At 70.2% G+C, this 23,221-nt stretch carries 17 protein-coding genes; 12 read left to right on the forward strand and 5 right to left on the reverse strand.

Annotated features, from left to right (window positions below; genetic code table 11):
* Positions 1 to 252: 252 nt before the first annotated feature.
* Genes F1D61_RS02950 through F1D61_RS02960 form a run of 3 tightly spaced genes read left to right on the forward strand, consistent with a single transcriptional unit; the run spans position 253 to position 3,774 of the window.
* Positions 253 to 1,605 (forward strand): lipopolysaccharide biosynthesis protein, encoded by a 1,353-nt coding sequence (locus F1D61_RS02950; RefSeq protein ID WP_203156442.1) that lies wholly within the window; start codon positions 253 to 255, stop codon positions 1,603 to 1,605.
* Between the two features lies 1 nt (position 1,606).
* Positions 1,607 to 2,623 (forward strand): glycoside hydrolase family 5 protein, encoded by a 1,017-nt coding sequence (locus F1D61_RS02955; RefSeq protein ID WP_203156443.1) that lies wholly within the window; start codon positions 1,607 to 1,609, stop codon positions 2,621 to 2,623.
* Between the two features lie 5 nt (positions 2,624 to 2,628).
* Positions 2,629 to 3,774 carry a glycosyltransferase family 4 protein gene (locus F1D61_RS02960; protein ID WP_203156444.1) on the forward strand — a complete coding sequence of 382 codons (1,146 nt, stop codon included), beginning with the start codon at positions 2,629 to 2,631 and terminating at the stop codon, positions 3,772 to 3,774.
* Between the two features lie 169 nt (positions 3,775 to 3,943).
* On the opposite strand, the gene F1D61_RS02965 is transcribed toward F1D61_RS02960, so the two are convergent.
* Positions 3,944 to 5,110 carry a ceramide glucosyltransferase gene (locus F1D61_RS02965; protein ID WP_203156445.1) on the reverse strand — a complete coding sequence of 389 codons (1,167 nt, stop codon included), beginning with the start codon at positions 5,108 to 5,110 and terminating at the stop codon, positions 3,944 to 3,946.
* 177 nt (positions 5,111 to 5,287) lie between these two features.
* Here F1D61_RS02965 and F1D61_RS02970 point away from each other — a divergent pair, with 177 nt between their 5' ends.
* Positions 5,288 to 7,390, forward strand: a complete 2,103-nt coding sequence (locus F1D61_RS02970) for a prolyl oligopeptidase family serine peptidase (RefSeq protein ID WP_203156446.1) — start codon at positions 5,288 to 5,290, stop codon at positions 7,388 to 7,390.
* Between the two features lie 111 nt (positions 7,391 to 7,501).
* A complete protein-coding gene (locus tag F1D61_RS02975) occupies positions 7,502 to 8,131 on the forward strand; it encodes a L,D-transpeptidase (protein WP_203156447.1) in 630 nt (209 codons plus the stop codon).
* 340 nt (positions 8,132 to 8,471) lie between these two features.
* Here F1D61_RS02975 and katG read toward each other — a convergent pair whose 3' ends face one another.
* The 4 genes from katG to F1D61_RS02995 all read right to left on the reverse strand — a co-directional run bounded on the left by katG (position 8,472) and on the right by F1D61_RS02995 (position 13,576).
* On the reverse strand, positions 8,472 to 10,772 hold the full coding sequence (gene katG, locus F1D61_RS02980; RefSeq protein ID WP_203156448.1) for a catalase/peroxidase HPI: 2,301 nt from the start codon (positions 10,770 to 10,772) through the stop codon (positions 8,472 to 8,474).
* 372 nt (positions 10,773 to 11,144) lie between these two features.
* Positions 11,145 to 12,077, reverse strand: a complete 933-nt coding sequence (locus tag F1D61_RS02985) for a glutathione S-transferase family protein (protein ID WP_203156449.1) — start codon at positions 12,075 to 12,077, stop codon at positions 11,145 to 11,147.
* Positions 12,078 to 12,108: 31 nt separating this feature from the next.
* Positions 12,109 to 12,525: an ester cyclase gene (locus F1D61_RS02990; protein ID WP_203156450.1), complete on the reverse strand. Its 417-nt coding sequence runs from the start codon at positions 12,523 to 12,525 to the stop codon at positions 12,109 to 12,111.
* 286 nt (positions 12,526 to 12,811) lie between these two features.
* Entirely contained in the window at positions 12,812 to 13,576 is a 765-nt protein-coding gene (locus F1D61_RS02995) for an alpha/beta fold hydrolase (protein WP_203156451.1), read from the reverse strand.
* A gap of 148 nt (positions 13,577 to 13,724) precedes the next feature.
* Here F1D61_RS02995 and F1D61_RS03000 point away from each other — a divergent pair, with 148 nt between their 5' ends.
* From F1D61_RS03000 to odhB, 7 genes are all read left to right on the forward strand, one after another.
* Positions 13,725 to 14,282 carry a DUF533 domain-containing protein gene (locus F1D61_RS03000; RefSeq protein WP_203156452.1) on the forward strand — a complete coding sequence of 186 codons (558 nt, stop codon included), beginning with the start codon at positions 13,725 to 13,727 and terminating at the stop codon, positions 14,280 to 14,282.
* 104 nt (positions 14,283 to 14,386) lie between these two features.
* Positions 14,387 to 15,088, forward strand: coding sequence for a TetR/AcrR family transcriptional regulator (locus F1D61_RS03005; protein WP_203156453.1), 702 nt, complete (start codon positions 14,387 to 14,389; stop codon positions 15,086 to 15,088).
* Between the two features lie 250 nt (positions 15,089 to 15,338).
* Positions 15,339 to 16,301: a malate dehydrogenase gene (gene mdh, locus F1D61_RS03010; protein WP_139033825.1), complete on the forward strand. Its 963-nt coding sequence runs from the start codon at positions 15,339 to 15,341 to the stop codon at positions 16,299 to 16,301.
* An 80-nt stretch (positions 16,302 to 16,381) separates the two neighbouring features.
* Positions 16,382 to 17,578, forward strand: a complete 1,197-nt coding sequence (gene sucC, locus F1D61_RS03015; protein ID WP_203156454.1) for an ADP-forming succinate--CoA ligase subunit beta — start codon at positions 16,382 to 16,384, stop codon at positions 17,576 to 17,578.
* 157 nt (positions 17,579 to 17,735) lie between these two features.
* A complete protein-coding gene (sucD, locus tag F1D61_RS03020; protein ID WP_048434186.1) occupies positions 17,736 to 18,620 on the forward strand; it encodes a succinate--CoA ligase subunit alpha in 885 nt (294 codons plus the stop codon).
* Between the two features lie 212 nt (positions 18,621 to 18,832).
* Positions 18,833 to 21,787, forward strand: coding sequence for a 2-oxoglutarate dehydrogenase E1 component (locus tag F1D61_RS03025; protein WP_203156455.1), 2,955 nt, complete (start codon positions 18,833 to 18,835; stop codon positions 21,785 to 21,787).
* Between the two features lie 85 nt (positions 21,788 to 21,872).
* Positions 21,873 to 23,153: a 2-oxoglutarate dehydrogenase complex dihydrolipoyllysine-residue succinyltransferase gene (gene odhB / locus F1D61_RS03030; protein WP_203156456.1), complete on the forward strand. Its 1,281-nt coding sequence runs from the start codon at positions 21,873 to 21,875 to the stop codon at positions 23,151 to 23,153.
* The last annotated feature ends 68 nt before the right edge of the window (positions 23,154 to 23,221 follow it).

Genomic DNA, 23,221 nt, shown 5'->3' on the forward strand with positions numbered 1-23,221 from the left:
GCCGCCCACACCCGAGATGCAGTCCTAATTCAGTGCAGGGTTAACGGTGCGTTTGACGAATGCCGAAAAGTTCGTATCGGCGCCGTTGCGAATGGATAAGCTTGTCGTCTTGTTACGGCGTCGCGACGATATCCAGGTGGTCGGGGCGGGTGCGCGAGATCGCGTTAAAGTCCCGATAGGGGATCGCTGCTAAGTCCGAGGAAGGAGCGGCGGGTGCGAAGCCCCCGCATCCAGGAAGAGGCGACGGACACGATGCTGACACTCGTCGCGCGGCTGCGCCGATCGGCCCGCTCGCAGCAATTCGCCTCGGCCTTCGTCGCCCGGATCGCCAGCGCGGTCCTCGGTTTCGTGATGCTGCTCGTCGCCAGCCACGTCCTCACCACCTACGAGTACGGCGTCTACGTCTTCCTGTTCTCGCTCGGCAGCGGGCTCGGCCTGATCGCGGCCTTCGGCCAGCAGAACCTGGTGCTGAAGCATTACCGCGCGCAGGACGGCGTCACGCCGCACAATGACGGGCTGGTGCGCTACAACCTCGGCTGGCTCGCCGCCGCGATCGCCGCGATGGTGGGGTTGAGCGCGGTGGTCTTCGTCGCCGAGGAATCGCTGCCCGATCCCTATCACCGGCTCCACCTCGCCTGTGCCTTCGCGGCCGTGTTCGCGCTGTCGGAATATCTCCAGAGCTATTTTCGCGTCCACGGCCGGATCTGGCTGGCGCTGCTGCCGCGGGAGGTGGTCTGGCGCGGCGCCTGCTCGGTGCTGCTCTGGGGCGCCGCGCTCGCCGGCCTCCTCACCGGCGCCACCGCCGCGATGGGGATCGTGATCGGGCTGCTCCTGGCGATGACGCTCTACCAGATCGGCCACCTCGCGAGCCTGCACGGCTGGGATTCCTGGCGCGGGGGCTTTCGCCATCCGCAGAAGGCGCCGGCCTGGCGCAGCGAGAGCCTGCTGTTTACCGCCAACAACGTGATGGTGGCGGTCACGGCCTTCCTCGAGACCGTGATCGTCGGGGCGCTGCTCGGCATGGAGCAGGCGGCGTTCTACTTCGTGGCCCTGCGCTACGCGACTTTGGTCAACTTGCCGAGCGCGGCGATCGACACGGTCAGCATGCCGATGATCGCCGCGCATTTCCAGGCCGGCGACCGGGAGGGCGCCCAGCGCCTGATCGGGCGGCTGTCGCTCGCGAGCTTCACGATCTCGTCGGTCGGCGCCGTGGTGATGGCGCTCGGCGCTCCTTACGCCCTGGCGCTGTTCAAGCCGGATTTCGTCGCCCATACCGACGTGCTGACGGTGCTCAGCCTGTCCTCGGTGGTCATTGCCTTCTTCGGGCCGGGGGCATCGCTGCTGACGATCGGCGGCGGCGAGCGCTACATCCTGGTCGCGAACGCGGTGCTGTTCTCGATCTACGCGGTCCTGCTCTGCCTCGTCGCGGTGCCGTTCGGCATCCTCGGGGTCGCGATCGCCAACGTGTGCTGGACGCTGGTCATCACCCTGGTCCTCGCCCGCTGGGTGCGGGCGAACTGGAACGTCGACAGCCGCGCGACCGCCTTCTTCACCCGCCGGACCCCCGCGCCGGCGCCCCTTCGGGCCGCCGAGGCGGCAGAGTGACATGCGCCGCCTCCTCGCCCTCGCCTGCCTGTTCCTGGCGCTCCCGCCCGCACCCGCCGCCGCCGCGCCCGCCTGCCTGCGCGGCGTCAACATCAGCGGGGCCGAGTTCGGCACCGTGCCGGGACGCTACGGCTTCGACTACCTCTACCCCTCGGCGGCGACGATCAGCCGGTTCGCGGGTTTGGGTCTCAGCGCGATGCGTCTGCCGATCCGCTGGGAGCGGCTGCAGCCGACCCTGCGCCAGCCCCTCGACCCGGACGAGCTCGCCCGGCTCGAAGCCGCGGTCGCGGCCGGGACCCGGGCGGGCCTGCGCACGGTGATCGACCTGCACAACTACGCCTATCACGGCAAGGCGCGGATCGGCACCGAGATGGTGACGCCGGAGGCCTTCGCGGATGTCTGGCGGCGCCTGGCACATCACTTCCGCGGCGACGCCTCGGTGGTGTTCGGGCTGATGAACGAGCCGCACGACATCCCGGCCGATCGCTGGCTCACCGCCGCCAACGCCGCCATCGCGGCGATCCGGGAGACGGGGGCCAAGCAGCTGGTGCTGGTGCCGGGCTCAGGCTGGACCGGCGCGCATAGCTGGACCGCCGACCTGCCGACCGGCAACAACGCCGCGATCATGCTCGGCACGGTCGATCCGGGAGAGAACTTCGCCTACGAGGTGCATCAATACCTCGATGCCGACTTCTCCGGCACCCATGCGGAATGCACCCGCGGCGCCGACGCTCTTAAGGCGGTGGAGCGCCTGACCGACTGGCTGGCGCAGAACAAGCGCCGCGCCTTCCTGGGCGAGATCGGCGCCTCGGGCAACCGCAACTGCCCGGAGCGCCTGGCGGCGGTGCTGGCCCACCTCAACGCGAACCCGCAGGCTTGGGTCGGCTGGACCGCCTGGGCCGCGGGCGACCTGTGGGCGCCGGATTATCCGCTGCGGCTCGATCCTGCCGGGGCCACCGCCCCGGTGGTGGCCGCGATCCAGACCGCCGCCAAGGCCAAGCCCTCCTGCGAGCCGTGAGCCTCATGACGAACCCCGCCGCGCCCCTGTCGATCCTGCACGTGATCCGCCAGTTCCTGCCCAACCGCGGCGGGCTCGAGGATGTCGCCGCCAACCTCGCCCGCGAGCAGGCCCGCCTCGGCCACCGGGTGCGGGTGGTGACCCTCGACCGGCTGTTCTCGGAGCCCGACCGGCGGCTGCCGGCCCGGGAGCGCCTGGAGAGCATCGACATCGAGCGGATCCCGTATGTCGGCTCCTCGCGCTACCCGCTCGCGCCCTCGGTGTTCCGCCATCTCGACGACGCCGACATCGTCCACGTCCACGCCATCGACTTCTTCTTCGACGCCTTCGCGCTGGCCAAGCCCTTCCACCGCCGGCCGATGGTGGTGACGACGCAAGGAGGCTTCTTTCACACCCCCGCGCATGCGCGGCTGAAGGCGCTGTGGTTCGCCGGCCCGACCCGGGTGAGCGTGCGCGCCTACGAGGCGGTCGTCGCGTGCAGCGAGAGCGATGCGCGGCTGTTCGGCCCGATCACGCCGGGCGGCGTCACGGTGATCCCGAACGGGGTCGACCTCGACAAGTTCGCCGGCGCCGCCTCGCCGGAGCCCCGCCGCGCCCTCCTCACCCTCGGCCGCTTCTCGCACAACAAGCGCCTGGACCGGCTGCTCGCTACCATGCAGACGCTCGGCCCGGGCTGGCGCCTGCGGATCTGCGGGGTGCCCTACGACGTCAGCGCCGAGGCGCTCACCGGCGAGATCGACCGGCTGGGCCTCACCGGTTCGGTCACGCTGCATCTCGGCCTCGACGTGCCGGCGATCCGCGACCTGATCGGGCAATCGAGCCTGTTCGTCTCGGCCTCGGAATACGAAGGGTTCGGCCTCGCGCTCATCGAGGCGCTGAGCGCCGGGCTCATTCCGGTGGCCCATCCGAACGACGCCTTCGCGTGCTTCGGAGAGCACCACCCCTCGATCACCCTGACGGATTTCGCCGATGCGCCGGGCGCCGCCGCGGCGATCCGCGGCGCCTACGACCGCCTGGAAAGCGGCGCGATCGTGCCAGGGGCGGAGGATCTGTCGGAGTACCGCTGGTCGAGCGTCGCGGCGCGCTACGTCGCGACCTACGAGGCCGCGCTCGCCCGGACCAGGCCGGTGGTGGCCGCCACGGCGGCGTGAGCCGCGGGCCGAACCCGCCCGCCTTCCGGGAATTCGGGCTTGCCCGAGTTCCGCGTCCCCGGGATTGCCCGAACGCAATGCGTCCAAGGTCGCCCTGCCCCGACCCGGGCAAGCCCGAGTCGGGGCAGGGGGCAAAGCGTGATCCCGTCCGCACCCTCCGTCCAGGCGGTCAGGGCACCGCCGCCGGGGCGTCGGCGCCGAGGCGGGCGGGTTTGGTGCGGATGTCCATGGCGTTGCCGCGCCAGACGATGTCGCGGGCGACCCAGGCGGCGAGCCAGATCGGGATGAGCAGCAGGTCGCGGGCGAGGCACGCCAGCGGCCAGCGCCAGGAGCGCGGCCAGCCGTTGCGGGCGGCGAGCCGCCACTCGGCGCCGTACCACACGATGGCGGTGCCAAGCATCGCCGCCAGGCCCGCGAGGTCCCCGCCGGCCGCCGGATAGGCGGCGAGCATCGGGATCACCGCGCCGGTGCCGATCTCGGGGGCGAAGAACAGCGGGAAGGTGACGCGGCGCAGGCGCGCCCAGCGCAGCTGGCGCGACCACACCTCGGCGGCGCGGCGCGGTCCGAGGGGCTGAGGGAAGGGCGAGGCGACGAGGTGGACCTGCCGGCCCATCGCCCGCACCAGCTTGGTCGCCGCGGCATCCTCGGCGATCTCGGCGCCGAGCGCCCGGATGCCGCCCTGCGCCTCCAGGAGCGGGCGGTACCAGAGCATGCTCTTGCCTTGCGCGAAGCCGAGGCCGAGGGCCTCGCCGACATATTGCCAGCGCGCCTGGAGGGTGTTGAGGAAGGCGCACTCGACCTCGGCCCAGAAGCTGCCGGGCCGGGTGCCGACCGGGGTCGAGCAGACGAGGCCGGTCTTCGGCCGCCAGGCGGCGCGCAGGCGCTGGATGTAGTCCTCCGGCATCAGCACGTTCGAATCGGCCAGGATGATCCAGTCGTGGCGGGCCGCCTCCCAGCCGCGGATGCAGTTGTTGAGCTTCGGGTTGTCGCTCACCCGCTCGTCGCCGACGATCAGCCGTGCCGGAACGCCCGGATGCATCGCGATCAGGCGCTCGACCAGCGGCACGATCGGGTCGGTGGCGCGGGCGACGCAGAAGATCAGCTCGTAGTGCGGATAGGCGAGGCGAAAGCCCGAGGCCAGCGTCTCCTCGCTGTAGGTCTCCAGGCCGCAGACCGGCCGCACCACCGTGACCGGGACCTCCGCGAGCCCGGACGGGGCCGGATCCCGCTGGCTCGAGTCCCGCCGGCCGAGACGGCGCAGGGCGATGGCGAGGCTCGCGAGGTTGATCACCGTGAGGGCGAGGCAGATGATGGCGGCGATGCCGGTACCGGTCATGCGGATCCTCCCGGGCCGGTGCCGACCCGCGCCCTGTCCTCCCCTCAAACAGGCGGGCTGTTGCAACCGTATGACGGAGCGGCGTGTCCGGGCACGGTGTTCCCGTCCGGGCCCGCCCTGGACCTGCCCCCCGGCCAGGCTACATCCTCGCGCAACCGAACAACCGACGAGCCCGGCATGTCTCTGCCCTCCAACTCGCTGCCCCCCGATCCCCGCCCGACCCTCCAGGCGCCCGACGACGATCCGCATCTCTGGCTCGAGGAGATCGACGGGGAGCGGGCGCTCGCCTGGGTCGAGGCGCAGAACGCCGACACGCTGGCGGCCTATGCCGACGGCCGCTATGCCGCCGACCGCGACGGGCTGAAGGCCGCCCTCGACCGGCCGGACAAGATCCCGGGCGTCACCCGGCGCGGCGGCCTCCTCTACAACCTGTGGCAGGATGCCGGGCATCCCCGCGGCCTGTGGCGGCGCACGACGGAAGCCGGGTACCGCACGCCTGAGCCGGAATGGGACGTGCTCCTCGACCTCGACGCGCTCGCCCGCGACGAGGGTGAGGACTGGGTGTGGAGCGGCGCCGCGAGCCTGCCGCCCGACCACACGCGGGCGCTGATCCAGCTCTCCCGCGGCGGCGGCGACGCGACCCTGGTGCGCGAGTTCGATCTGACGACCCGCCGCTTCGTCGCGGACGGCTTCACGCTGCCGGAAGCCAAGAGCATCCCGGTCTGGCTCGATCCCGACACGCTGCTGCTCGCCTCTCCGCTGGGCGGCCCCGAGCATGCGACGCCGTCGGGCTATGCCCGCACCGTGCGGCTGTGGCGGCGCGGCACCGATCCGCTCGACGCCCCGGTGATCTTCTCCGCCGGCCCCACCAGCATGGTCGCCTACGGCTATCCCGACCGGGAGGCGAAACCGGAGCGCCTGGTCTTCGCCGAGCGGACCGGCTTCTTCGACGGCCACGTCCATCTCGGCGACCGCACCGGCCCGAAGACCCGCCTCGACATCCCGACCGATGCCGATGCCCATTGGCACCGGGGCTTTCTCGCCATCCGGACCCGCACGCCGTGGGAGGTCGGCGGCACGACGCACCCGGCCGACAGCGTGCTCGGCATCGGGCTGGACGCGTTCCTCGCTGGGGACAGAGGGTTCCAGGTTCTGTTCACCCCCGGCCCGCGCCGGGCGCTGCAGGGCTTCTTCTGGACCGGCGGGCACCTGGTGCTCTCGATCCTCGACGACCTGAAGGCGGTGTTTCCGGTCTTCACTCCTTCGGCGAGCGGCTGGGCCGAGAGCCGGGTCGCCGGCCTGCCGGAGCTCGGCGTCGTCAGCGTCTGGTCGATGGACGGCGAGGAGGAGGAATCGAACGGCGACCTGATGGTGGCCGCCAACGACCCCGTCACGCCCTCGACCCTCCTGACTACCCGGCCCGATCTCGCCGCGCCCAGTCTCCTCAAGCAGGCCCCGGCCCTGTTCGAGGCCGACGGCATGGTGGTGACCCGCCACGAGGCGGTGTCGAGCGACGGCGAGCGCATCCCCTACGTCCAGGCCGGCCCGGCGGGGGAGACCGGCGAGGCGCCGGTGCACCTCTCGGGCTATGGCGGCTTCCAGGTGACGAACCTCGCCGGCTACTCGGCGGTGCTCGGCCGGCTCTGGCTCGCCAAGGGCGGGACCCGGGTGGTGGCCAATATCCGCGGCGGCGGCGAGTTCGGCACCCGCTGGCACGAGGCCGGGCGGCGCGAGGGCAAGGCGCTCACCCACGACGATTTCGCGGCGGTGGCCGCCGACCTGGTGCGCCGGGGCGTGACCCGGCCCGGCCGCATCGCCGCCGAGGGCGGCTCGAACGGCGGGCTCCTCATCGCCAACATGCTGACGCGCTACCCCGAGCGCTTCGGGGCGCTGTTCTGCACCGTGCCGCTGATCGACATGCGCCGCTACACCAAGCTTCTCGCCGGCGCGAGTTGGATCGCCGAATACGGCGACCCGGACGACCCGGCGGACTGGGCCTTCCTGCAAAGGATCTCGGCCTATCACGGGGCCGAGGCCGGCAAGCCCTACCCGCCGATCCTGATCGCCACCACCCGGCGCGACGACCGGGTGCATCCGGGCCATGCCCGCAAGATGGCGGCGAAGCTCCAGGCCTTGGGATACCCCGCCCGCTTCTACGAACCCGAGGCCGGCGGCCATTCCCACGGCAAGACCAGCGCCGAGACCGCCGCCTTCGCGGCCCTCGGCGCCGCTTTCTTGCGCCGGGCGATCGGCTGGGAACCGGAGGTCGCCGGCACATAAAGGTTTCTGTGCAGTAAAAACCGGGAACTCGCGCCCGGCGCGCACGTCATTCCGGCAGCAAAGCGTGGCATCACGCCATGGCTTCTCCTGCCGGAACAAGGATTCTCCACGATGCGCGCCGCGGCAATCCTCCTCGTCACCCTCTGCGTGGCCGGGGCCAACGAGGCGCGGGCCGGAATCCTGATCCGGGTCGACAAGACCACCCAGCGGATGACCGTGACCCGAGACGGGCAGACGCTCTACGACTGGCCGGTCTCCACCGGCATGGCCGGCTACAGCACGCCGCGGGGCGCCTTCTCGCCCTCGCGCATGGTGGCCGATTACCGCTCGCGCGAGTGGGACGACGCGCCGATGCCGCACGCGATCTTCTTCACCGGCCGCGGCCACGCCATCCACGGCAGCGGCCAGACGAGCCGCCTCGGCACCCCGGCCTCCCATGGCTGCGTGCGCCTGGCGCCGGGCAAGGCCGCGACGCTCTACGCCCTGGTCAAGGCGGAGGGCATGGGCAGCACCCGGGTGGTGATCGGCGGCGACGAGACCGCCATCGCCGGACGGGCCTCGCCGCGGCGAGAAGCCAGGATGCGCCGGGAGCGCCTCGACGAGGACGGCTTCGCGCAGGCCCCCCGCGTGTCGCGCAGGCGGTCCACCGATCCGTGGGGTGGCGAGGGCTGGCAACCGGTCGGGGCGACCTATCCGTCCCCCTACGGCGCGACGTATTATTCCTACGGCTCGTCGTACTGACGAGGGGTTCGGTTAGCGCCGGCCGATCCGAGAACCATTCCGATCGGCCTCTGCGGATCTCGCTTCCACCGAGTCGTACGATGTCCGATCGATCGCTTCGCGACGATCGGCTTCGCTCGGGCGCGCCGCGAAGCCCGGAATCCAGGGCCGCCGACGGTTCGGGAGAGAGCGGACGGGCGTCCCGCATCGTCCTCGAGGGTCCGGAATCCGGATTCCGCTGTCGCGGTCGAGGAGTGGGGCGGCTGGTTCGAGGCCGAGGGCGGATGGAACAGACCTCGGCCATTGCGAGCTCCCCTCTCCCAAGCGGGAGAGGGGAGTGTTCATCGGTAAAACGCCGTCCTCACGCCGCCGTGGTCATCCCGGCCTCGTTGCGCTTCACGTCGTAGCGGTCGAGCATCATCAGCTTGTGCCAGACCTTGACGAAGTCGCGCACGAACCGGTCCTGCCCGTCGCGCCCGGCATAGATCTCGACCACCGCCCGCAGCTGCGCGTTCGACCCGAAGACGAGGTCGCAGCGCGTCGCCGTGAACCTGGTCTCGCCGGTCTGCCGGTCGTCGAGGGTGAAGGTCGTGCCGGCCGCGTCCGCCTTCTTCCACTCGTAGTCCATGCTGGTGAGCACGGTGAAGAAGTCGTTGGTCAGCACGCCGACCCGGTCGGTGAAGATGCCGTGGCGGGCACCATCATGGTTCAGGTCGAGCGCCCGCAGGCCCCCGGTGAGCACCACCCATTCGGGCGCGGTGAGCGCCAGGAGGTTGGCCTTGTCGAGGAAGACCTGCTCGGGAGACACGCGCCCTTGCGTGATCTCGGCAAAGGACGGATCGACGTAGTTGCGGAAACCGTCGACCAGGGGCTTCAGCCACTCGAAGCTCTCGGCGTCGGTCAGCGCGTCGGTGGTGTCCATCCGGCCCGGCACGAACGGCACCGGGGTCGCGTTGCCGGCCGCCTTCGCCGCCTCCTCGACGGCGGCACAGCCGCCGAGCACGATGAGATCGGCGAGCGAGACCTTCTTAGCCCCGGCGGCCTTGCCGTTGAACCCGGCCATGATGCCGCGCAACTTTTCGATCACCGGCAGGGTGCGCCGGTTGACGGTCCAGCCGGATTGCGGCGCGAGCGCCAGGCGGGCGCCGTTGGCGCCGCCGCGCTTGTCACTGTTGCGGTAGGTGGCGACCGACGAGAACGCCGTGAAGGCGAGGTCGGAGACCGACAGGCCGCTTCCCAGAATCTCCGCCTTCAGGGCGGCGATGTCGGCCTCGTCGACGAGCGGGTGATCGACAGGCGGGATCGGGTCCTGCCACAGAAGATCGTCCTCGATCTTGGTCTCAGGCCCGACATAGCGCTCCTTCGGGCCCATGTCGCGGTGGGTCAGCTTGTACCACGCCTTGGAGAATTGCAGCGTGAAGTAGTCGAAGTCCGACAGGAACTTCTCGCAGATCGCGCGGTAGACCGGATCGGTCTTGAGCGCGATGTCGCTGGTCATCATCATCAGCGGGTGCGACTGGCCCGGGATATGGGCGTCGGGCGTCTTCGGCGCGTCCGGGTCGATCGGCTCCCATTGCAGGGCGCCGGCGGGGCTGCGGGTCTGCTTCCACTCGAACTTGAACAGGTTCTCCAGGTAGCTGTTGTCCCAGGTCGTCGGATCCTGCGTCCACGAGCCCTCGATGCCGTTGGTCATCGTGTTCTCGGCCGCCCCCGTCCCGACGGGGTTGTGCCAGCCCAACCCCATCGCCTCGATCGGGGCGATCTCCGGCGGCGGGCCGATCCGGTCGGCCTTGACCATGCCGTGGCTCTTGCCGAAGGCGTGGCCGCCGGCGATCAGCGCCACGGTCTCCTCGTCGTTCATCGCCATGCGGGTGAAGGTCACCCGGATGTCGCGGGCCGAGCCCATCGGGTCGCCGTTGGCGTAGGGCCCCTCCGGGTTGACGTAGATCAGCGACTGGTGCGAGGCCGCGAGCGGGTTCTCCAGATCGTAGTCGGCATCGCCGTTCTTGCCGCGCCAGCGCTTGTCGCGGTTGACCATCTCGTCGAAGGACTTGACGTTGGTCGGGTCCCACAGCTCCGGGCCCCAGTAGGTCGCGTTGTCGGCCTCCCAGGCATCCTCGCGGCCGCCGGCGAAGCCGTAGGTCGGGAAGTTCATGATCTCGAGGGCGACGTTGCCGGTCAGCACCATCAGGTCGGCCCAGGACAGGGCGGCCCCGTATTTCTGCTTGATCGGCCAGAGCAGGCGGCGCGACTTGTCGGTGTTGCCGTTGTCCCACCAGCTGCTGATCGGCGCGAAGCGCTGGAGGCCCTGGCCGGCGCCGCCGCGCCCGTCGGCAATGCGGTAGGTGCCGGCGGAGTGCCAGGCCATGCGGATCATCTGCGGGCCGTAATTGCCGTAATCCGACGGCCACCACGAGACCGAGCTGGTCAGGAACTGCTTGATGTCGGCCTTCAGCGCCTCATAGTCGAGCGACGCGAAGGCCGCGCGATAATCGAACGCCTCGCCGAGCGGATTCGCCTGCGGCCCGTTCTGGTGCAGCATCTCGACGCGCAGGCGGTCGGGATACCACTCCTCCAGGGTGGGCGGCGTCGTGACAGCGCCGCCGACGCGGTCGCCGCCGAAGGGGCATTGGCCCGACAGGACGTCTTTATAGGTTTCCACGCCGTGGCTCCTTCCGTGCCGATCGCGCGGCGATCGGGATGCACGAGCGACGGGCCTCGACCGCGCGAGGCACGCCGCTCAGAAGTTCTGGTTCGATCCCGGAGGATGCATTATACTGGTGCTGGGTATATGGATGTGGCCATGCCCCTGGGCGATGGGCGGTTCCGCCCCTGGCGCCGACTTGAGGACACAGCTCTTCATCCCGGACCCGACACGATCAGACCATGCGCCGGGGCAGATAGGCGCCGATTCCGTTGCGGCCACTAAATTCCCGTTCATCGCAGCCCGGCGGCTCGCGAGCGGGCATCGTGCCGGGGCCGCGGCGCGGCGCCGGCACGGATGCGGGAACCGATCCGCCGGGACCGCCGGCCTTCAGGCCTTCGCCACCGTGAACCCGGCCCGCGGGAAGTGCAGGTGTAGCGCCCTGACCTGCGGATCGTCGCGGCGGATGACGATGCGGCTCGCATCGACCGCCACGAGCCGGCCTTCGACCGGCACGCGGGCGAAATCGTCCGGCGTCACCGTCACGGGCTCGCCGGGGGCCGCCGCGATCAGGTCCGGCACCGCGTTGACGGCCTCGACCGGCGCCGGCTCGGCGGCTTTCGCCACCTCCAGGGCCGCCTCGGCGGTCATCGCCTGCGGCCGGCCATGGCCGAGGGCGGCGACCCGTTCGATCCAGCCGAGGAGGGGCGCGAGCTCGAGGAGCCGGTCGACCGATCCGGCCCGGCCGCCGCCGCGCATCAGCCAGAGCAGGTGGTGATGCGCCAGGTCCGCCACCCCGGGCCGGTCGCCGCCGAGGAACGGGCGGCCGTCCGAGAGGGCCGCCGCGAGCCACGAGGTCCAGGCCGCGACCCGCTGGGCGTTGCGGGCGAAGTCCGGCTCCATCGCCCCGTGGCTGATGTCGACGTAGAGGTAATCGTCCTTGCGGTCGCGCAGGAACGCCTCGGGCAGGTCGCCGGCGAAATGCACCGTGACGCCGATGACCGCGAGCCACAGGTCGCGCTCCAGGCCGTAGGTCAGGCCCTCGGCCAGCGCCGGGGCGAAGCCCGGATACAGGCTGGGCTCGGGGTGCAGCCGCTCCAGGGCGGGCAGGATCGCGTGGGTGTCGCAGTAGATGTCGGCGCCGACCTGCAGCACCGGGATGCGGCGGTAGCCGCCGGTGAGGGGATCGAGGAGCGGGCGCGGCGGCATCATCGCGACCTCGACCGAGCCCCAGGCGAGCCCCTTGATCCCGAGGGCGAGGCGGACCTTCTCGGCGTAGGGCGAGAAGGCGTAGTGGTGCAGGACGATCTGCGGCGTGGACATGCGGGGTCTCCCGGCTGGTGAGGGATGGGGATCAGGCCGGGAGGGCGCCGACCTGCTTCAGCATCCCGAGATTGTCCAGCAGCGCCCAATGCTCGACGAGGCGCCCGTCGACGATGCGGAACAGGTCCATCACCGCGATGTCGATGCTGCGGCCGCTGGCGGGCAGCCCCATCAGGTCGCCGGTATGGCGGCCCCGGAAGCGCAGGCGCACCAGCACCCGGTCGCCCTCGGCGACCACCTCGTCGATCGGCAGCGTCATCTCGGTGACGCCGCCATGCAGCACCTCGCCGAGCCGGGCCACGCCCTCGGGGCCGCGCACCGTGAAGTTCAGCCCGGGATCGTGGCGCACGAAGTCGGGGGCGATGTGCCGCTGCCACCACGCCGCGTCGCGGTCGAGGAAGGCGGCGAAGTAGGCGCGGGCGAGATCCTTGTTGGCGTCGATCGACATGGCGTTCTCCCGGGAGGCGCGCACCCTCTTGCGGGGTGCGCGGCTGTCCTATTGTTTTGCGCACAATCGATCGGCTTGCAATCCGTGCCGGACGGAGGTGGGGCATTCATACGGAGCGGGGCTTTGCCATGCCGCGGCTGCCGCCATGACTCCCGGGACCGGGGCGTCGCCGCGCCCGGTGTCCCGGTCGAGCAGGGCTGCCCGGGGGAAACCCGCGCCTTTCCTTTCGCCGAACAGCCCTGCCGACCAGGGGAATGGGACCCGACGCCTCCAGTCGCCGCCGCCGTCAGGGCCGCGCGGCCAGGAACTCCAGCACCCCGGCCTTGTGCACCTTGTCGCCGACCGCGAGGTTGTGGTCGCGGTTGGGGATGTCGAGGGCCCTGGCCTCCGGGATCAGGGCGGCGAGCGCCGGCCCCGACCCCGCCACCGTGTCGGTGGTCCCCACCGCCACCAGCACCGGCACCTCGATCTGCGCCACTTCCGCCCGCGACAGGGTCTGGCGCGAGCCGCGCATGCAGGCGGCGAGCGCCCGCAGGTCGCTGCCGGTCGATTCGGCGAAGACCCGGAACATCCGCGCCGTCGGGTCGGCGACGGCGTCGCGCGACGGCGCCTCCATCGCGTCCGAGATACCGGCGGGCAGACCCCGGCCCTCGACGAGATGGATGCCGAGACCCCCGAGCACGGCCGAGCGGACCCGGTCCGGATGGCCGAGCGCCAGGAAGGCGGTGATCCGCGCGCCCATCGAGTAGCCCATCACGTCGGCGCGGGCGATGCCGAGATGGTCGAGGAGCCGGCGGGCATCCTCCGCCATCAGGTCGGAGCCGTAGGCCTCCGGCTCGTAGAGCTTGCCGCTGCGGCCGTGGCCGCGATTGTCCAGCGCGATCACCCGCCGCCCGGCCCCGGTCAGGCTGCGCACCCAGGAGGTGTTGACCCAGTTGACCATGTGGTTCGACGCGAAGCCGTGGATCAGCAGGATCGGCTCGGCCGCGCCCTCGGCCGGGGCGACGTCGAGATAGGCGATCGGCACGCCGTCCGAATCGAAGGTCTGCATGGCGTTTCGAGGCTCCCGCGCGAGGTCTGGGCCGGCTTTAGCCACGGGCGGGCGGGCCCGCAACGCAGGGAGCGGGGAGGGGAGGCGGAGCCAGGCGCGCGGTCGCACGTTGATGCGGGGCCTCAAAGGTCCGGCCCTGGAATCCCGCATGAGCTTCGCCTTCCTCACCCGCGCCTTCGGCGGCGGCGATCCGGCCGAGGAGGTCGAGGCCACGGCCGCCCCGGCCCGGGCCTCGCGCCGCGACCGGCGGGCCGGCCGGGCGGATGCGGTGGTGACCGAGGCCCTGAGCCAGAAGGTGCTGCACGCCTTCCTGCAGAACCGGCACCAGACCCTGGTGCCGCTGACCCTGAACCTGCGGGTGCTGGAGCCCGCGCAGCGCGACCTCGTCATCCAGGCGATGGCGGCGGCGTTCCTGGCGCAGGGGCGGCGGCAGGACCCGGCCCCGGTGCGCGATGCGCTCGCCCGGATCAGCGCCGCGGAGGCCGAGCGCCAGCGCCTCGACAAGGCGCTCGCCGCGCCCCTGGCGCTGGGCGACCTCCTCGACGCGATCCTGGACGCCGATCTCGGCGCCTATGCCTACGTCGCCTCGCTGCTCGCCGTCGACCAGCGCCGAAGGGTCAACCAACTGTATCTCGCCTATCTCGCCGAGCGGCTGGGACTGGCCGAGGACGTGGTGTCGAGCCTGCACCGACGCTACCGGGTCTGAAGACTGCGGCTCCAAGGCGCCGGGGCGGGGCTTCTCCTGGCGCCGACCGGCCGTTACCCTGGCGGGATCGTCGCGCCGTCGATCCTGACTGTCTTTCGAGTTCCATGCCCCGCAGCCGCCCCGGCGCCCAGACCCGCGACGAGACGCATCCGGCGGACGCGCCGTTCTCCCCAGGTCCGCATTCTCCCGGCCCGAACCCCCGCGCCCGGCCGGCGCCGCCCTCCGCCGACGCGCGGCTGCTCGCCATCGCGTCCGACCACCTGCGCCGGCTCGGCCACCGGCAGGTCACCGTGGTGGGGGTCGCGGCCGAGGCGGGCATGACGCATGCCAACGTCTACCGCTACTTCCCGTCGAAGACCGCGCTGGTCGACGCGGTGGCGGGCCGCTGGCTGCGCGAGGTCGAGGCCGAGCTCGGCGCCATCGCGGACGCGCCGGACCCCGCCGACGACAAGCTCGAACGCCTGCTCCTGGCCTTGGCCTCGATGCAGCGCGAGGTGCTGGCGCGGGACCCGCACCTGTTCGCGGTCCACCGCGACGCCACGGTCGAGTCGCGGCCGATCGCCCGGCGCCATCGCGGCCGCCTGCGCCAGCTGGTCGAGCGGGTGATCGAGGAGGGGATGAATGCCGGCACCTTCTCGCTGCGCGACCGCGAGCGCGGCATCGCCTTCATCTTCGACACCACCCATCGCTTCCTGCACCCGGTCTCGATCCAGCTCGACGCCGAGATGCCCCGCGACCTGATCGAGACCCGCCTCGGCGCGGTCATCCGGGCGATGCTGCGGATCCTGCGCATCGGCACCCTGTAGCGGCGCTGACAAACCTTCCAAAATGTAACGATCGACCGGCTGCCGGAACAAAGCGCTGATCGAAAAAGGAAAAATGGATCGCGCGACGGTTCGTCAGGGCGGCTGCGGCGGTGCCTCGGCGCCCCGCGCCGGGCCCTCGGGTTGTCGGCTCCGGCTTTTTTCGCCAAAGAGGCACCCGCCGGCGCGGGCTCCTCGCGAGCGGACCCCGGCCCACGACGGTTCCACCACACCGCGAAGGATCGGTTCTGACATGGCACGCAAGAAGATCGCGCTCATCGGCGCTGGACAGATCGGCGGCACGCTCGCGCACCTCGCCGGCCTCAAGGAGCTGGGCGACATCGTGCTGTTCGACATCGCCGACGGCGTGCCGCAGGGCAAGGGCCTCGACATCGCCGAATCCGCTCCGGTCGACGGCTTCGACGCCAAGTATTCCGGCGCCAGCGACTACAGCGCCATCGCCGGCGCCGACGTGGTGATCGTGACCGCCGGCGTGCCGCGCAAGCCCGGCATGAGCCGCGACGACCTGATCGGCATCAACCTGAAGGTGATGGAAGCGGTCGGCACCGGCATCAAGACCCACGCCCCGAACGCCTTCGTGATCTGCATCACCAACCCGCTTGATGCGATGGTGTGGGCGCTGCAGAAGTTCTCCGGCCTCGACCCGAAGAAGATCGTCGGCATGGCCGGCGTGCTCGACTCGGCCCGCTTCCGCCACTTCCTGGCCGAGGAGTTCCAGGTCTCGGTCGAGGACGTCACCGCCTTCGTGCTCGGCGGCCACGGCGACGACATGGTGCCGCTGGTGCGCTACTCGACGGTGGCCGGCGTGCCGCTGCCCGACCTCGTCAAGATGGGCTGGACCACCCAGGAGAAGCTCGACGCGATGGTCGAGCGGACCCGTAAAGGCGGCGGCGAGATCGTCAACCTGCTCAAGACCGGCTCGGCCTTCTATGCGCCCGCCGCCTCGGCGATCGCGATGGCCGAGAGCTACCTCAAGGACAAGAAGCGGGTCCTGCCCTGCGCGGCCCACCTCACTGGCCAGTACGGCGTCGACGGCCTGTTCATCGGCGTGCCGATCGTGATCGGCGAGAACGGCGTCGAGCGCATCGTCGAGGTCGAGTTCTCCGGCGAGGAGAAGGCGATGTTCGAGAAGTCGGTCAATTCCGTGAAGGGCCTGGTCGAGGCCTGCAAGGGCATCAACGGCGCGCTGGCGTAACCCGGACCTTGGGCGGCGCAGGGATCTCCCCGCGCCGCCTCCCGGACGCCCCGCCTGACTTTAAGAAAGCTTGTCGCCCCATGAACATCCACGAGTATCAAGCCAAGGCCGTCCTCAAGGAGTTCGGCCTGCCGGTCTCGAACGGCCGCGCCATCTTCAAGGCCTCCGAGGCCGAGGCCGCCGCCAAGGAGCTGGGCGGCCCGCTCTGGGTCGTGAAGTCCCAGATCCACGCCGGCGGGCGCGGCAAGGGCAAGTTCAAGGAGGCCGAGGCCGGCGAGAAGGGCGGCGTGCGCCTCGCCAAGTCGGTCGAGGAGGTCAAGGCCTTCTCCGAGCAGATGCTCGGCCGCACCCTCGTGACGGTGCAGACCGGCGAGGCCGGCAAGCAGGTCAACCGCCTCTACATCGAGGACGGCTCGGACATCGAGACCGAGTTCTACCTGTCGATGCTCGTCGACCGCGAGACCGGCAAGGTCGCCTTCGTGGTCTCGACCGAGGGCGGCATGGACATCGAGCAGGTCGCCCACGACACCCCTGAGAAGATCATCACCTTCTCGGTCGACCCGGCCACCGGCGTGCTGCCGCATCACGGCCGCGCGGTCGCCAAGGCGCTCGGCCTCACCGGCCCGCTCGCCAAGGAGGCGGAGGATCTGACCACCAAGCTCTACCGGGCGTTCACCGCCAAGGACATGAGCATGCTGGAGATCAACCCGCTCATCGTCACCAAGGACGGGCACCTGAAGTGCCTGGACGCCAAGATCTCGTTCGACTCGAACAGCCTCTACCGTCACCCGGAGATCGTGCAGCTGCGCGACATCACCGAGGAGGACGAGAAGGAGATCGAGGCCTCGAAGTACGACCTGGCCTACATCGCGCTCGACGGCACCATCGGCTGCATGGTGAACGGCGCGGGTCTGGCCATGGCGACCCTCGACATCATCAAGCTCTATGGCGAGGAGCCGGCGAACTTCCTCGATGTCGGCGGCGGCGCCTCGGAGGAGAAGGTCACCGCGGCCTTCAAGATCATCACCGCCGACCCGAACGTGAAGGGCATCCTGGTCAACATCTTCGGCGGCATCATGAAGTGCGACGTGATCGCCAACGGGGTGATCGCGGCCGTGAAGACCGTGGGCCTCCAGGTCCCGCTGGTGGTGCGCCTCGAGGGTACCAACGTCGAGAAGGGCAAGGAGATCATCCGCTCCTCGGGCCTCAACGTGATCCCGGCCGACGACCTCGACGACGCGGCGCAGAAGATCGTCGCGGCGGTGCGCAAGGGCTGAGGAGGGCAGGGCGCCCGCGAGGGCGCCCTTCTCGTGAGCGGGGCCCGGCGACCGGGCTCCCCCTCGGCGCAGTTTCTCAGGCGCGGTGCATCCCCTGAGGCTCGGTTCGCCTGAGCCGCACCGCCCATCCCAGAATGCAGATCTCCGGAGATCGCACGTGTCCATCCTCATCGACAAGAACACCAAGGTCATCTGCCAGGGCTTCACCGGCAAGAACGGGACCTTCCACTCCGAGCAGGCGATCGCCTACGGCACCAAGATGGTCGGCGGCACCTCGCCGGGGAAGGGCGGCGCGACCCATCTCGGCCTGCCGGTGTTCGACACCGTGAAGGAAGCCCGCCACGCCACCGGCGCCGACGCCTCGGTGGTCTACGTGCCGCCGCCGGGCGCCGCCGACGCGATCTGCGAGGCGATCGACGCCGAGATCCCGCTGATCGTCTGCATCACCGAAGGCATCCCGGTCCTCGACATGGTGCGGGTCAAGCGCTCGCTCGAAGGTTCGAAGTCGCGCCTCATCGGCCCGAACTGCCCCGGCATCGTGACGGCCGGCGAGTCGAAGATCGGCATCATGCCGGCCAACATCTTCCGTCCGGGCTCGGTCGGCATCGTGTCGCGCTCCGGCACGCTGACCTACGAGGCGGTGTTCCAGACCACCAACGAGGGCCTCGGCCAGACCACGGCGGTCGGCATCGGCGGCGACCCGGTCAAGGGCACCGAGTTCATCGACATGCTGGAGATGTTCCTGGCCGACGACAAGACCGAGTCGATCGTGATGATCGGCGAGATCGGCGGCTCGGCCGAGGAAGAGGCGGCGCAGTTCATCCGTGACGAGGCCAAGCGCGGCCGCAAGAAGCCGATGGTCGGCTTCATCGCCGGCCGCACCGCCCCTCCCGGCCGCCGCATGGGGCATGCCGGCGCGATCATCTCGGGCGGCAAGGGCGGCGCCGAGGACAAGATCGCCGCGATGGAGGAGGCCGGCATCCGCGTCTCGCCGTCGCCGGCCCGCCTCGGCAAGACCCTGGTCGAGGTCCTGAAGGGCTAAAAAGCCCTTCGCCTCGCGCATGGCAGGCGTGGCGTGCGGAATTCCGGTTCCGCATCCATATCGCAAGCAAACGTCAACTCTCTTGAGTGCGTAAGACATCCTCGCGCCCGGTGAGACCGGGCGCCCCCACCGTCGATCCCCCGCCATCCTCCCGCCTCAACTGTTGGCGAGAAGCCGGGCCTCGATCGACCAGCGCGGATAGACAGATCGCCATGGCACGCCAGGACGCGAACGACGCCCTCCTCGGAACCTCGTTCCTCTACGGAGGCAACGCCGACTACATCGAGGAGCTCTACGCGACCTACACCCGGGACCCCAATGCGGTCGATCCCGAGTGGCGCAGCTTCTTCTCCGGCCTGAAGGAGGAGAGCGCGATCGTGGTCAAGAACGCGGAAGGCGCGTCCTGGACCAAGCCGAACTGGCCGCTCGCCGCCAACGGCGACATCGTCTCGGCGCTCGACGGCAACTGGGCCCAGATCGAGAAGGCGGTCGGCGAGAAGATCAAGGCCAAGCAGGAGGCCAAGGGTCAGGCGGTCGCCCCGGCCGACGTGCAGCAGGCGACGAAGGATTCGGTCCGCGCGATCATGCTGATCCGCGCCTACCGCATGCGCGGCCATCTCCACGCCAAGCTCGATCCGCTGGGCCTCCAGCCGCGCGGCGACCACGAGGAGCTGCACCCGCAGCATTACGGCTTCACCGAGGCCGATTGGGACCGTCCGATCTTCCTCGACAACGTGCTCGGCATGGAGTTCGGCACCATCCGGGAGATCGTCGCGATCCTGGAGCGGACCTACTGCCAGACCCTCGGCGTCGAGTTCATGCACATCTCCGATCCGGAGGAGAAGGCCTGGATCCAGGAGCGCATCGAGGGCAAGGACAAGGAAATCTCGTTCACCGAGCAGGGCCGGCGCGCGATCCTCAACAAGATGATCGAGGCCGAGGGCTTCGAAAAGTTCCTGGACCTCAAGTATACCGGCACCAAGCGCTTCGGCCTCGACGGCTCGGAGGCGATGGTCCCGGCGCTCGAGCAGATCATCAAGCGCGGCGGTGCGCTCGGCGTCACCGACATCGTGCTCGGCATGGCCCATCGCGGCCGCCTCAACGTGCTCGCCAACGTGATGTCGAAGCCGTTCCGGGCGATCTTCCACGAGTTCAAGGGCGGCTCGTCGTCGCCGGCCGAGGTCGAGGGCTCGGGTGACGTGAAGTACCACCTCGGCGCCTCGAGCGACCGGGCCTTCGACGGCAACACCGTCCACCTGTCGCTGACCGCCAACCCGTCGCACCTCGAGATCGTCGATCCGGTGGTGCTCGGCAAGGTGCGCGCCAAGCAGGACCAGAAGGCCGACGAGCAGCGCACCACCGTGCTGCCGCTCCTCATCCACGGCGATGCCGCCTTCGCGGGCCAGGGCGTGGTGGCGGAGTGCTTCGGCCTGTCGGGCCTGAAGGGTCACCGCACCGGCGGCTCGATCCACTTCATCATCAACAACCAGATCGGCTTCACCACCGATCCGCGCTTCTCGCGCTCCTCGCCCTACCCGTCCGACGTGGCGAAGATGGTCGAGGCGCCGATCTTCCACTGCAACGGCGACGACCCCGAGGCCGTCACCTTCGCGGCCAAGATCGCCACCGAGTACCGGCAGAAGTTCCACAAGCCGGTGGTGATCGACATGCTCTGCTACCGCCGCTTCGGCCACAACGAGGGCGACGAGCCCGCGTTCACCCAGCCGAAGATGTACCAGATCATCCGCAAGCATCCCTCGACGCTGGAGACCTACGGCAAGCGGCTGACCGAGAGCGGCGTGCTGAGCCAGAAGGAGCTCGACGACCGCAAGGCCGAGTTCCGCGCCACCCTCGACAGCGAGTTCGACATCGCTACCGGCTACAAGGCCAACAAGGCCGACTGGCTGGATGGCCGCTGGTCGGGCCTGAAGGCGGTGCGCGAGGACGAGGACGACCCGCGCCGCGGCCGCACCGGCGTGCCGGCCGACACCCTGCGGGAGATCGGGACAGCCATCACCACGGTGCCGAAGGACTTCCACCTGCACCGCACCATCCGGCGCTTCCTCGACAACCGCGCCAAGGCGATCGAGACCGGCGAGGGCCTGGACTGGGCGACCGCCGAGGCGCTGGCCTTCGGCTCGCTCCTCACGGAAGGCCACCGGGTCCGCCTGTCGGGCCAGGACGTCGAGCGCGGCACCTTCTCGCAGCGCCACTCCGTGGTGATCGACCAGGAGAACGAGGAGCGCTACACGCCCCTCAACCACATCAAGGACGGCCAGAGCCGCTACGAGGTCATCAACTCGATGCTCTCGGAGGAGGCGGTGCTCGGCTTCGAGTACGGCTACACCCTCGCCGAGCCGAACTCCCTGGTGCTGTGGGAGGCGCAGTTCGGCGACTTCGCCAACGGCGCGCAGGTCGTGGTCGACCAGTTCATCTCGTCGGGTGAGCGCAAGTGGCTGCGCATGTCGGGCCTGGTGATGCTGCTGCCGCACGGCTACGAGGGCCAGGGTCCGGAGCACTCCTCCGCTCGCCTCGAGCGCTACCTCCAGATGTGCGCCGAGGACAACATGCAGGTCGCTAACTGCACGACGCCCTCGAACTACTTCCACATCCTGCGCCGCCAGCTGAAGCGGGACTTCCGCAAGCCGCTGGTGCTGATGACCCCGAAGTCGCTGCTGCGCCACAAGCGGGCGGTCTCGGCCCTGTCGGACATCGCCGAGGGCTCGACCTTCCACCGCGTGCTCTGGGACGATGCCGAGAAGGCGCAGGACGGCGTGAAGCTGGTCAAGGACGACAAGGTCCGGCGCGTCGTGCTGTGCTCGGGCAAGGTCTATTACGACCTCTACGAGGAACGCGAGAAGCGCGGCATCTCCGACGTGTACCTGATGCGCGTCGAGCAGCTTTACCCGTTCCCGCTGAAGTCGCTCGCCTCCGAGATCTCCCGGTTCCGCAACGCCGAGGTGGTGTGGTGCCAGGAGGAGCCCAAGAACATGGGCTCGTGGGCCTTCGTCGATCCCTACCTCGAATGGGTCCTCAACCAGGCCGGCTCCGCCTCCAAGCGCCCGCGCTACGTCGGCCGCCCGGCCTCGGCCTCGACCGCCGTCGGCCTGATGTCGAAGCACCTCGACCAGCTCCAGGCCTTCCTCAACGAGGCCCTGGCGGTCTGATCCTCCTTCACCGGCGCCCCGCGAGGGGCGCCGCCTGATCCTTTTTTTCGGGCGACACCCCACCGCCCCAACCCTGACGGAAGACATGGCCACCGAAATCCGCGTCCCGACGCTCGGCGAGTCCGTGAGCGAGGCCACGATCGGCCGCTGGTTCAAGAAGCCCGGCGACATCGTGAAGGCCGACGAGCCGCTGGTCGAGCTCGAGACCGACAAGGTCACCCTCGAGGTCAACGCCCCGGCCTCCGGCCAGCTCGGCGAGATCGTCGCCAAGGACGGCGAGACGGTCGAGCCCGGCGCGCTGCTCGGCTCGATCGTCGAGGGCGGCGCCTCCGCCGGCAACGGCGCGGCCCCGAAGGCCGAGGCTCCCAAGGAGGCCCCCAAGGATTCCTCCAAGGCCGCCGCCGAGGCTCCGGCGAAGTCTTCGTCCGCCTCCTACGGCGCCCACGGCGACGCCGCCCCGAAGGGTCACGCCTCGGGCGACAACGGCCCGGCCGTCGCGCGCCTCGCCCACGAATCCGGCGTCGACCCGTCGTCGGTGAAGGGCAGCGGCAAGGACGGCCGCGTCACCAAGGGCGACATGCTCTCGGCGATCTCGTCCGGCGCCTCGGCTCCCGCCCCGGCCCCGGCCCCGCAGGCCGCCCGCGCTCCCTCGGCGCCGGACGATGCCTCCCGCGAGGAGCGGGTGCGCATGACCAAGCTGCGCCAGACCATCGCCCGGCGCCTCAAGGACGCCCAGAACACCGCCGCGATGCTGACGACGTTCAACGACGTCGACATGGGCGCGGTGATGGCCCTGCGCCAGCAGTACAAGGACGTGTTCGAGAAGAAGCACGGCGCCAAGCTCGGCTTCATGGGCTTCTTCACCAAGGCGGTGATCGGCGCCCTGAAGGACGTGCCGGCGGTGAACGCCGAGATCGACGGCCAGGACATCGTCTACAAGAACTACTACCACGTCGGCATCGCGGTCGGCACCGACAAGGGCCTCGTCGTGCCGGTGGTGCGCGACGCCGACCAGCTGTCGATCTCCGGCATCGAGAAGGCCATCACCGGCTTCGGCCGCAAGGCCCGCGACGGCAAGCTGTCGATCGAGGACATGCAGGGCGGCACGTTCACGATCACCAACGGCGGCATCTACGGCTCGCTGATGTCGACCCCGATCCTCAACGCGCCGCAATCGGGCATCCTCGGCATGCACCGCATCGAGGAGCGCCCGGTCGTGCGCAACGGCAAGATCGAGGCGCGGCCGATGATGTACCTCGCCTTGTCCTACGATCACCGGATCGTCGACGGGAAGGAGGCCGTGACCTTCCTGGTGCGGGTCAAGGAGGCCCTGGAGGACCCGGCGCGCCTCGTGCTCGACCTCTGAGGCAAGTGATTCGGACCGCTCCCCCGGGGTGGTCCGACAAAGAAGGAGCGCGGGTCTCCCCTCTCCCG

Source organism: Methylobacterium aquaticum (assembly GCF_016804325.1).
GTDB classification, from domain to species: Bacteria; Pseudomonadota; Alphaproteobacteria; order Rhizobiales; family Beijerinckiaceae; genus Methylobacterium; species Methylobacterium aquaticum_C.